At 74.5% G+C, this 9,712-nt stretch carries 11 protein-coding genes; 4 read left to right on the plus strand and 7 right to left on the minus strand.

All coding sequences use genetic code 11. The features are described from left to right. Positions 1 to 1,078: M3 family metallopeptidase (locus tag ACFE86_RS18870; RefSeq protein ID WP_375456859.1), on the minus strand; the 1,078-nt coding region annotated here is incomplete at its 3' end. Positions 1,079 to 1,165: 87 nt separating this feature from the next. Further along, positions 1,166 to 1,441, minus strand: coding sequence for a hypothetical protein (locus ACFE86_RS18875; protein WP_375456860.1), 276 nt, complete (start codon positions 1,439 to 1,441; stop codon positions 1,166 to 1,168). Here ACFE86_RS18875 and ACFE86_RS18880 point away from each other — a divergent pair. Both ACFE86_RS18880 and ACFE86_RS18885 read left to right on the plus strand, forming a co-directional pair. Next, positions 1,440 to 2,369, plus strand: coding sequence for an extensin family protein (locus ACFE86_RS18880; RefSeq protein WP_375456861.1), 930 nt, complete (start codon positions 1,440 to 1,442; stop codon positions 2,367 to 2,369). The genes ACFE86_RS18875 and ACFE86_RS18880 overlap by 2 nt on opposite strands. A 119-nt stretch (positions 2,370 to 2,488) precedes the next feature. Further along, on the plus strand, positions 2,489 to 3,577 hold the full coding sequence (locus ACFE86_RS18885) for a L,D-transpeptidase family protein (protein WP_375456862.1): 1,089 nt from the start codon (positions 2,489 to 2,491) through the stop codon (positions 3,575 to 3,577). 113 nt (positions 3,578 to 3,690) lie between these two features. Here ACFE86_RS18885 and ACFE86_RS18890 read toward each other — a convergent pair whose 3' ends face one another. From ACFE86_RS18890 to ACFE86_RS18900, 3 genes are read right to left on the minus strand one after another with little or no spacing between them, the layout of a single operon-like run. Continuing rightward, entirely contained in the window at positions 3,691 to 4,422 is a 732-nt protein-coding gene (locus ACFE86_RS18890) for an ABC transporter permease subunit (protein ID WP_375456863.1), read from the minus strand. Then, entirely contained in the window at positions 4,419 to 5,612 is a 1,194-nt protein-coding gene (locus ACFE86_RS18895) for an ABC transporter permease (protein ID WP_375456864.1), read from the minus strand. The genes ACFE86_RS18890 and ACFE86_RS18895 overlap by 4 nt, the downstream gene beginning before the upstream one ends. A 5-nt stretch (positions 5,613 to 5,617) precedes the next feature. After that, the gene (locus ACFE86_RS18900; protein WP_375456865.1) at positions 5,618 to 6,544 is read right to left on the minus strand and encodes a glycine betaine ABC transporter substrate-binding protein; all 927 of its coding nucleotides are present in this window, start codon (positions 6,542 to 6,544) and stop codon (positions 5,618 to 5,620) included. Between the two features lie 250 nt (positions 6,545 to 6,794). Here ACFE86_RS18900 and ACFE86_RS18905 point away from each other — a divergent pair, with 250 nt between their 5' ends. After that, positions 6,795 to 7,184, plus strand: a complete 390-nt coding sequence (locus tag ACFE86_RS18905; RefSeq protein WP_375456866.1) for a response regulator — start codon at positions 6,795 to 6,797, stop codon at positions 7,182 to 7,184. A gap of 8 nt (positions 7,185 to 7,192) precedes the next feature. Here the strand turns inward: ACFE86_RS18905 and ACFE86_RS18910 are convergent, their stop codons facing one another. Next, the gene (locus tag ACFE86_RS18910) at positions 7,193 to 7,573 is read right to left on the minus strand and encodes a YraN family protein (protein WP_375456867.1); all 381 of its coding nucleotides are present in this window, start codon (positions 7,571 to 7,573) and stop codon (positions 7,193 to 7,195) included. Beyond that, complete coding sequence (gene rsmI, locus ACFE86_RS18915) at positions 7,560 to 8,555, minus strand: 16S rRNA (cytidine(1402)-2'-O)-methyltransferase (RefSeq protein WP_375456868.1); 996 nt, start codon at positions 8,553 to 8,555, stop codon at positions 7,560 to 7,562. Before rsmI ends, ACFE86_RS18910 begins: the two co-directional genes overlap by 14 nt. A 141-nt stretch (positions 8,556 to 8,696) precedes the next feature. Here rsmI and ACFE86_RS18920 point away from each other — a divergent pair. Further along, a partial coding sequence (locus tag ACFE86_RS18920) for a penicillin-binding protein activator (RefSeq protein ID WP_375456869.1) occupies positions 8,697 to 9,712 on the plus strand: 1,016 nt, incomplete at its 3' end.

Here is a 9,712-nt window from a genome sequence, read left to right on the forward strand (position 1 = left end):
CGTGCTCGGCCCGCCGCAGCTTCTCGGCGTAGTGGCGCCAGTCGTGGGCCTGGAGCGCGAAGCTGCCGCCCTCCGCCTCGACGAGCCCCTGGAGCCGGTCGCGCTCCGCGACCGCGCGCTCGCGCGCCGGGGTCCAGACCGCGCGCAGCAGGTCCATCGCCGCGTCCGGCGTCGCCGCCATGGTGTCGTCGAGCTTGAAGTGGGCGAAGCTCTCGAAGCCGAGGAGCCGCGCGCGCTCAGCGCGAAGCTGCACGATCTCGGCGATGATCCCGCGGTTGTCGGTGGCGCCGCCGCCCTCGCCGCGCCGGGTCCAGGCCGCGTAGGCGCGCGCGCGCAGGTCGCGCCGGGTGGAGAATACCAGGAACGGCTCGATCAGCGAGCGCGACAGGGTGATGACGTGACCGTGCGCGCCGCCCCGCTCCCGGGCGGCATCGGCCGCGGCGGCCAGCAGGAAGTCCGGCAGGCCGGCGCGGTCGTCCGCACCGTCGAGCGGCAGCACGAAGCCGCTTTCGTCGGCCAGCAGGTTCTGGCTGAACCGCGTCCCGAGTTCCGACATCCGCGCGGCGATCTCGGCGACGCGGAGCTTCGCCTCCGGCCCGAGGCCGGCGCCGGCGCGGCGGAAGCGGGTGCGGTAGCGGTCGAGCACCCGCCGCTCCTCGCCGCCGAGCGACTCGGCGTCGGCGTCGATCGCGGAGATGCGCGCCCACAGATCGGGATCGAGGTAGATCGCGCTGGCGTGGCGCGCGAGCCGGGGCCCGATGGTGCGCTCGACCGCCTGAAGCTCCGGATTCGTGTGGCTGCCGGCGAGGTTGTAGAACACGCCGGCCACACGATCGAGCGCGAGGCCGGCCCGCTCCATCGCGGCGACGGTGTTGACGAAGCTCGGCGCCGCGGTCTCGCCGGCGATCGCCGCGATCTCGGCCCTGTGGGCCGACAGCGCCGCCTCGAAGGCCGGCAGGTAGTGCTCCGGCCGGATGCGCTCGAACGGCGGCAGCGCGAAGGGCGTGCCCCAGGCGGCCTCGGAGAAGGGGTTTTCGCGCGGCAGGCCGTCGAGCCCGGCCGTGGGTGCAGGCGTCATGGACGGTTCTCGTGCTCGCGGTGCAGTCGCCGGCCGGAACATGGGGGTTTTCGCACCCGACTGCAAAGGCGGACATGGCCAAGCCCGTCAGGGGCGACGTTTGCCAGGATACGCGATCCCATGCGCCGCCGCACCGGCCTCGGCCCGCGCCGACGATTCGATGGCCTGCGTCGTGGAGGGCCGGCACCGGCCGGTCCGATCCGGATCCTCGCGCGTCCCGGCTTCTGGCGCGTGGTGACGCAGAATGATGGTCGTCGTGGCCGCGGCGTCCTTGCTCGACGCCGCGAACCGCCCGATCGTGACCGTTAGCCCGTCGCAGAGGATCGTTTCGTCGCGGCCGGCTAGGTGGGATGGGACGTTCATGGGTTCGAGCAAAGGTTCGCGTCGGCCTCGACGCGCCGCGGCGCTCGCGCTCGCCGGCGCGGCCCTGCTCGCCCCGGCGCCCGGGGGCGATGTGCGGGCTCAGACCCGTGAGCGGCCGCCGGAGGCGACGGTCCCGCTGCCGCCGGCGCGCCCGGACGCCCTGAAGCCGGGCCCGCCGCCCGCGGCGCCGGGAGCGGCCGCGCGAGAGGCGCCGCTGCCGCCGGAGCGGCCGACGGAGCGCACGCCGACGCCACCGGCCGATCCCGCCCCTGCCGCGTCCGGGACCGCCGAGGGCAAGCCCGGCGCGATGCCGGTGCCGCCGCCCCTGCCGCCGGAGCGGCCGCCCGAGCTGGCGGGCGAGGCGGCGCTGGCGCTCAAGGTCGCCGCGCCCGACGACACCGCCTGCCGGGTTCGCCTCAAGCGCCTCGGCGTCGCCTTCGAGCCGCTGCCGGCGATCGTCAACGGCCAGTGCGGCACGCCGCTGCCGCTGAGGCTGACCGAGCTCGGCGACGGCGTCGGCCTGCCGCAATCCGCGACGCTCACCTGTGGTGCCGCCGAGGCGTTGGCACGCTGGGCGACGGAGGTGCAGGTCGCGGCCGAGCGCGAGCTGAAGCAGCCGCTCAAGACCATCGCGATCGGCACCTCCTACGAGTGCCGCGGCCAGAATCACGATCGCGAAGCCAAGCTCAGCGAGCACGCCTTCGCCAACGGCATCGACGTGATGGGCTTCACGTTCACGGGGCGCGGGCCGGTCCCCGTCGGACCGATGCCCGAGGGGTCGGCCGAAGGGCGCTTCCTCGACGCGGTGCGGGCCCGCGCCTGCGGCGTCTTCCGCACCGTGCTCGGCCCCGGCTCGAACGCCGAGCACGGCAACCACCTCCACCTCGACGAGCGCGAGCGCAGCGCCGGCCACCGGCTCTGCCAGTAGGCTCCGGCGTGCGGCGCGTGCGGGCAATCCTGTGGGTTGCCATCGCGGCGCCGGAACGCCGACGCCCCTTCGCCGCTTGTCGCGGCGGAGCGGATCGGCTCCGGGAGTCACAATCCATCATGACGCGCGCGCTCTCGATGCGGGCCGGCCTCGCGGCCGTCGCGGTTTCCTGCATCGCCCTTCCCCACCTCACGGGGTCCGCCCATGCGGCGAAGGGCGACGCGCCCGCCCCCCTGAACGCCGAGGCGATCACAGGCGCGACCTTCGCGGCGCCGGCGAAGGACGAGCCGAAGAAGGCGGCCGAGACCGCGAAGGCGGGCGACCGGCCGGACCCGCTGACGATCAAGCTCCAGGTGCTGCTCGACCGGGCGCGGTTCTTCCCCGGCGCGATCGACGGGCGGGACGGCGAGAACCTTCAGGGCGCGCTCTCGGCCTACGCGGTGGCGCAGGGGCTGCCCGCGACCAAATCGCTCACGCAGGCGGTCTTCGAGAAGCTCGCGGCCACGGGCGGCGCGCCGGTGGTGAGCGACTACACCCTCACCGAGGCCGACGTCGCCGGCCCCTACGTCGACAAGATCCCGGCGAAGATGGAGGAGCAGGCCGACCTCAAGGCGATGAGCTACACCAACCCCCGCGAGATGCTGGCCGAGCGGTTCCACATGAGCCGCGACCTCGTGAGCGAGCTCAACCCGGACAAACCGCTCGACAAGGCCGGCACGGTGATCCTCGTCGCGGGCGTGGAGCCGATGGGCACCGACAAGCCGAAGGCCAAGGCGTCGCCGGGCGAGCCGAAGGTCGATCGCGTCGAGGTCGACAAGGGGAACCACGACGTGCGCGCCTTCGACAAGGAGGGCAAGCTCGTGGCCTATTATCCGGCTTCGATCGGCAGCGAGGAGAAGCCGGCCCCGAGCGGCGAGACAAAGGTCAAGAGCGTGGCCTTCGAGCCGTTCTACACCTACGACCCGAAATACCGCTTCAAGGGCGTGAAATCGCGCCAGAAGTTCTCGATCCGGCCCGGCCCGAACAACCCGGTCGGCCTCGTCTGGATCGACCTCGCGATCCCGTCCTACGGCATCCACGGCACGCCTGAGCCGGAGAAGGTCGGCAAGACCGAGTCCCACGGCTGCATCCGCCTGACCAACTGGAACGCCCGCGACCTCGCCACCCGCGTCGCGAAGGGCACCAAGGTCACCTTCAAGGACGAGTAGGTTCCCGTTTTTAGAGCATTTTCCAGCGAGGTGGATACCGGCTCGTGTGAAGAAAATGCGACTGCACAGAGACTTGGAACAGTTTCCGTGATCCGAAGATCATGGAAACTGTTCTAGCGGCGGATGAGGGCGGCGGCGGCCACCATCGCGGCATCGCACAGGAAGGCGAGGGCCGCGGTCGCCGCGGCGCCCTGGAGCATCGGCACGGTGTTCTGGTTCTGCAGGCCGGCGACGATCGGCGTGCCGAGGGTGGACGCCCCGGCCAGCGCCCCGACCGCGGCGGTGGCCACCGCAAGCACCAGGGCGGTGCGTAGCGTCTCGACGATGGCCGGCGCCGCGAGCGGGAGTTCGACGCGGGCGAGCGTCTGGCCGGGCGTCATCCCCAGGGCGGTCGCGGCCTCGCGGGCGTCGGCCGGCACCGCCTCGATCGCCCCGACCGTGCCGCGCAGCGTCGGCATCAGGCCGTAGAACACCAGCGCCAGCAGGGTCGGCGGCCCGCCGAAACCGAGCACCGGCAGGGCGAGCGCCACGACGACCACCGGCGGCACCGCCTGCGCGGCGGCGGCCAAGGTGTCGATGCCGCCGCGGACGACGGTCCCGCCCGGCCGGGTCGCGAGGATCGCGAGCCCGATGCCCGCCGCCGCGACGAGGCCGAGGCCGAGGCCGGCCAGGAGCAGGTGGTGGACCGCGAGCGCGCCGAGATAGGCGGGCGCCAGCGCCCGGCGCGGCGCCTCGCCGAGCCCCGCGACGACCGCCGAGGCGACGATGGGATGGCTCAGCGCCGCGAGCACCAGCCCGGCCGCGAGCGCCCCGAGCGCCGGACGGAGCGCGCGCGGGAGGCTCATGCCCGCCCCTGCCGGACCCTGTCCTCGGCGAAGCTCAGGCCGCGCTCGACGGCGAGCGAGAGCACCACGACCGGGATCGCGCCGAGCAGGATCAGGTCCGGGGCGAACTGCGCCATCCCGTCGAAGACGATGCCGCCGAGGCCGCCCGCGCCGACCAGCGGGCCGAGCGTCGCCAGGCCGATGCCCTGGACGCAGGCGACACGGAGCGCGCCGATCAGGATACCCGCGCCGATCGGCAGGCGCACGTCGAACAGGATTCGCCGCGGCGTCAGCCCGATCGCCTCGGCGGCGTCCAGCGTCGCCGGGTCCGGCGCCTTCAGGGCCAGCGCGAGCCCGCGCCACAGCGGCAGCAGAAGGTAGGCGGCGATGCCGACCAGCGCCGGCACCGGCCCGAGCGCGCCGAGGCCGGCCTCGCGCAGCGCCGGCACCGCCCGCAGCAACCCGGAGGTCGTCGCGACGAGGGCACCGAACAGGGCCACCGCCGGCACCACCTGGATGCCGCCGACCAGGATCTCGGCGAGCCCCTGCCCGCGCCGCCACAGCGACAGCAGCACCGCGCCCGCGGCGGCGAGCAGCACCGCCCCGCCCGACAGCAGGAGGTGCCGCACGAGCGCCTCGCCGACCGCGTCGCCGCGGGCCGCGAACTCGACGGCGAGCGACAGCCCGCCGAGCGCCCCGGCCTGGCCGGTGGCGGCCACGAACAGCACGAACCCGCAGGCCAGCGCCGCACCGAGGCCGGGAACGCCCGTCCGCCGCGCCAGCAGCGCCAAGCCGCCGCCGAGCAGGAGCAGCCCGGTCCAGGCGCCCGAGGCGAGGCCGGCGCGGGCCGCCGGCGGCTCGCCGGCGATCAGGTCGTCGGCGGCCGAGCCCAGCCCCAGCACGAGAAGCCCGAGCGCGAGGGCGAGCAGCACGGTGGCCGCAACCGCGGCGACGCGGCTGCGACCGGTCCGCGCCAGGACCGCCGCGCCGACGGCCAGCGCCGCCACCGCCTCGATCTCCGGCCCGAAGCCGCCGACCGCGAACACCGGCTCGCCGACGACGAGGCGGTTCTTGGCCACGCGCAGCAGCGGCAGCCCGTAGAGCGCGGCGAGGAACGCGGCGGCGAGCGCCAGCCCGCCGATGCGGCCGGCGGCCGAGGTCTCCCCGGCCGGTCCCGGGGCGGGCCGCGCCGCATCCGTCGATGTCGTCATGGAACTCAACCGATGAAGCCGGCGTCGCGAAGGAAATCCCGTGCCACGCTCCCGGCCAGCCCGCCCTCGACGGTGATGCGCGCGTTCAGGCGGCGCAGGGTCGCGGCGTCGAGGCGCGCGAAGACCGGATCGAGCTTCTCGCGGATGCGCGGATACCGCTCCAGGGTCGCGGCCCGGATCACGGGTGCGACCTCGTAGACGATCTGCGCGCCCTTCGGGTCGGCCATCACGGCGAGGTCGAGGGCGTCGAGCGCCCCGTCGGTGCCGTAGACCATGCCGGCATTGACGCCGCTGATGCCCTGCGCCGCGGCGCGCGCCGTCACGGCCGTGTCGCCGCCGGGCAGGCTGACGATCCGGTCCATCGGCAGCGAGAACCCGTAGGCCGCCTCGAACGACGGCAGCGCCGCCGGGCTCTCGACGAACTCCGTCGAGGCCGCGAGCCGGATCAGCCCGCGGCGGACGGCGTCAGCGAAGTCGGCCATGCTCGTCATCCGCTCGCGCCGGGCGAGGCTACCGCGCACCGCGATCAGCCAGGTGTTGTTGGCCGGCGCCCGCCCCAGCCAGACGAGCCCCCTGGCCAGGTCCGCCCGGGCGATCGTGTCGTAGGCGCTCTGCGCCAGCTTCCAGGCCGGATCGGCCTCGGTGCCGGTGAAGAAGGCGCCGTTGCCGGTGTATTCGGGATAGACGTCGATGTCGCCCGACAGCAGGGCGGAGCGCACGATCAGCGTCGGCCCGAGCCCGATGCGGCGCTGCACCGGGATGCCGATGTCCTCCAGGCACAGCGCGATCATGGCCGCCGTGAGCGTGCCCTCGGTGTCGCTCTTCGAGGCGACCACCACGGCGCCCTGCGCCCGGGCCCGGCCCGCGGCGACGCAGGCGCCGAGGCCGGCGAGCAGCGCGCGCCGTGCGAGGATCGGGACGGATCGGTTCATCGCCTGGAAAACCCTCTGCCGGAACACGGGCCCACCCCTATCGCGAAATGTATCGCCGTGTAACATTGGCCCGCGCGGGACCTGCGACGGGTGCTTGACACGTCGGGCGTTCCGGGCGACCCCTCACCCGCCCCATGCGCCCTCAAGGTTGTGCCGTCGCGAGACGACGCGCCGGAACGTGCGGGTTCGGGTCTGAGCCGCAAGGCGACGTTCCGGCGACGGGACGCATCGACAAGGAAGACACCTCGGCGTGAGCGCGGAACCGAACGACGACGTCCTCCAGGGCAAGCGGGTGCTCGTCGTCGAGGACGAAGCCGCGATCTCGATGCTGCTCGAGGACATGCTGCTCGATTTCGGCTGCACCGTGGTCGGCCCCGCCGCGCGGCTCTCGACCGCGCTGGAGATGGCCGAGGGCGAGAGCTTCGAGGTCGCGATCCTCGACGTCAACGTCGCGGGCGAGCCGATCTATCCGGTGGCCGAGGCGATCGCGAGGCGCGACCTGCCGCTGGTGTTCTCGACGGGCTACGGTGGCGCCGGCATCCGCGAGCCGTTCCGCGACCGCCCGGTGGTGCAGAAGCCCTTCAGCCAAGCCGACCTCAAGCGCACGCTCATCGGCGCGATCAGCGCCGCGCGCGGCTGAGACCGGGGTCACAGACCTTCGATCGGGAACGCGTCGGGCAGGTGGACCGGCCAGCCGCGTCCGCCGATGAAGACCGCGTCGGCGCGAAGCGTCAGGCCGGCGGCGAACTGGTGCCGTGCGACCCACGTCCGCACCGCGCGGGAGAAGCGCCGCCGCTTGGCGGCGCCGATGGCCTCCTGCGCCTCGATGAGAGACCCGCGCGCCTTCACCTCGACGAAGGCCAGTGTCGCCCCGCGCCGCACGATCAGGTCGATCTCGCCGCCGGATGCGCTCACCCGCATCGCCAGCGGGCGGTAGCCCTTCAGCATCAGCGCGGCGAGCGCCAGCCACTCCGCGCGGCGCCCGCGCCGCTCGCTTGCCCGGCGGCGGGCGGCGTCAGGACGCCGCATCGCGCGCCAGCACCAGCGCGCGGTTGTAGACGGCGCGGCGCGGCTGCCCGGTCGCGTCGGCGACGAGGCTCGCCGCGTCCTTGATCGAGTGCCGCCCGAGTGCCGCGCGGAGCGCCGCGTCGAGCCCGGCATCGGCCTCCTCGGGCGTCGCCTCCTCGGGCGCGGCGCCGATCACCACCACGACCTCGCCCTTCGGCGCCCCCTCGTCGGCGAAGGTGTCGGCAAGGCTCCCCAGCGTGCCGCGGCGGATCGTCTCGAACATCTTGGTGAGTTCGCGCGCCACCACCGCCGGCCGGGCGCCGCCGAGGATCGCGACCGCATCGACGAGCATCTCCGGCAGGCGGTGGGGCGATTCGAACAGCACCAGCGTGCCGGGCACCGTGGCCAGCGCCGCGAGCCGGTTGCGGCGGGCGCCGCCCTTCTGCGGCAGGAACCCCTCGAAGAAGAACCGGTCGGTCGGCAGGCCCGCCGCGACGATCGCGGTCATCACCGCGGAGGGACCGGGGATCGGCGTGACGGACAACCCCGTCTCGATCGCCGCCTGGACGAGCTTGAAGCCGGGGTCCGAGACCAGCGGCGTGCCGGCATCCGAGACCAGCGCCAGCGCCTCGCCGCCCTGCATCCGCCGCACCATCCGCTCGCGGACGGCGGCGTTCGAGTGCTCGTGATAGGCCAGCAGCGGCGTGGTGATGCCGTAATGCATCAGCAGCGTGCGGGTGACGCGGGTGTCCTCGGCGAGCACCGCGTCCGCGGCGGCCAGCGTCGCCAGCGCCCGGATGGTGACGTCGCGCAGGTTGCCGATCGGCGTCGCGACGACGTGCAGGCCGGGCGCCAGGGGCTCGGCCTCGGTGGCGAGGCCGAAGGCGGTGAAGGTCGAGGCCTTACCGGAGGAAGCCTTGCCGGAGGAGGCCTTGCCCGAGGAGTCCTTGCCCGAGGGTTCCTTGCGGGCGGGCCTGCGTGCGGGATCGATTCGCTGTGTCATCGCCCCGACCTTGCCACGGCACGGGGCGGAGCGGAATTTCCGCGCCCGATCCACCCGCGTTTACTTTTCGGGTCCACACTTTAAGCGTAAGCGCGGCGCGTGATGCGCCGGCGACGCACCGGCCTGAAGGAGACCCCCGCGATGGCGCGTTCCGCCCCGCCGCGCATTCTGCGGGCCGGCGCCGCCCTCGGCCTGATCCTGGCGCTGTGCGGCTGCGTCGGCGGGGCGGACCGGCCGCGCGCGGTGCGGTCCGCACCGCCGCTGCAGGCCGACCTCGCGCCGCCCGTCGATCCCGCGCCCGCGCCGCCCGCTACGGCTGCCGGGCCGGGGCGCATCGGCACCGGCTCGGTCAAGGTCGCCCTCGTGGTTCCGCTGTCCGGCCAGGGCGCCGCCCTGGGCGCGGCGATGCGAAACGCCGCCGAACTCGCGATGGAGGAGTTCCAGCAGCCGGACCTCCAGATCCTGGTGCGCGACGACCGCGGCGCGCCGGACGGCGCCCGCGAGGCGGCGGCCGCGGTGATCGCCGAGGGCGCCGAGCTCGTGCTCGGGCCGCTGTTTGCCGCCAACGTCGCCGCCGCGTCGGGGCCGGCGCGCGCCGCGGGCAAGCCGGTGATCGCCTTCTCGACGGATGCCGGCGTCGCCGGGCCCGGTACCTACCTGCTGAGCTTCCTCCCCCAGGCGGAGGTCGAGCGCATCGTCGACGAGTCGGTGGCCGGCGGCCGGCGCTCCTTCGCCGCGCTGATCCCCGAGAACGCCTACGGCAACGCCGTCGAGGCGCAGTTCCGGGAGGTGGTGGCGCGGAAGGGCGCGCGGCTCGCCGGGATCGAGCGCTATGCGCCGGGTGCGCCCGAACCCGCCATCGCGCGGCTCGGCGGCGTGATCACGGGCGCCGGCGCGCAGGCGGACACGCTGTTCCTGCCCGAGACCGCCGACGGGCTGCCGGCGGTGGCGGCGGCGCTGACCAGGGCGGGCTTCGCGCCCGCCCGCGTCCGGCCGGTCGGCACGGCGTTGTGGAACGAGCCGCGGCTCTTCGCCCTGCCCGCCCTCCAGGGCGGGCGCTTCGCCGCGCCGGAGGCCGGCGGCTTTGCCGCCTTCGCCGGCCGCTATCAGGCCCGCTTCGGCGCGAGCCCGCCGCGGGTCGCCTCGCTCGCCTACGA

The sequence above is a fragment of the uncultured Methylobacterium sp. genome, from assembly GCF_964244095.1.
Lineage (GTDB): Bacteria > Pseudomonadota > Alphaproteobacteria > Rhizobiales > Beijerinckiaceae > Methylobacterium.

Excerpts from the sequence above, each read along its gene's own strand:
- ACFE86_RS18885 (WP_375456862.1), top strand. The coding sequence starts at position 2,489 with ATGACGCGCGCGCTCTCGATGCGGGCCGGCCTCGCGGCCGTCGCGGTT.
- ACFE86_RS18900 (WP_375456865.1), bottom strand. The coding sequence starts at position 6,544 with ATGAACCGATCCGTCCCGATCCTCGCACGGCGCGCGCTGCTCGCCGGC.
- ACFE86_RS18895 (WP_375456864.1), bottom strand. The coding sequence starts at position 5,612 with ATGACGACATCGACGGATGCGGCGCGGCCCGCCCCGGGACCGGCCGGG.
- ACFE86_RS18910 (WP_375456867.1), bottom strand. The coding sequence starts at position 7,573 with ATGCGGCGTCCTGACGCCGCCCGCCGCCGGGCAAGCGAGCGGCGCGGG.
- ACFE86_RS18880 (WP_375456861.1), top strand. The coding sequence starts at position 1,440 with ATGGGTTCGAGCAAAGGTTCGCGTCGGCCTCGACGCGCCGCGGCGCTC.
- rsmI (WP_375456868.1), bottom strand. The coding sequence starts at position 8,555 with ATGACACAGCGAATCGATCCCGCACGCAGGCCCGCCCGCAAGGAACCC.
- ACFE86_RS18875 (WP_375456860.1), bottom strand. The coding sequence starts at position 1,441 with ATGAACGTCCCATCCCACCTAGCCGGCCGCGACGAAACGATCCTCTGC.
- ACFE86_RS18890 (WP_375456863.1), bottom strand. The coding sequence starts at position 4,422 with ATGAGCCTCCCGCGCGCGCTCCGTCCGGCGCTCGGGGCGCTCGCGGCC.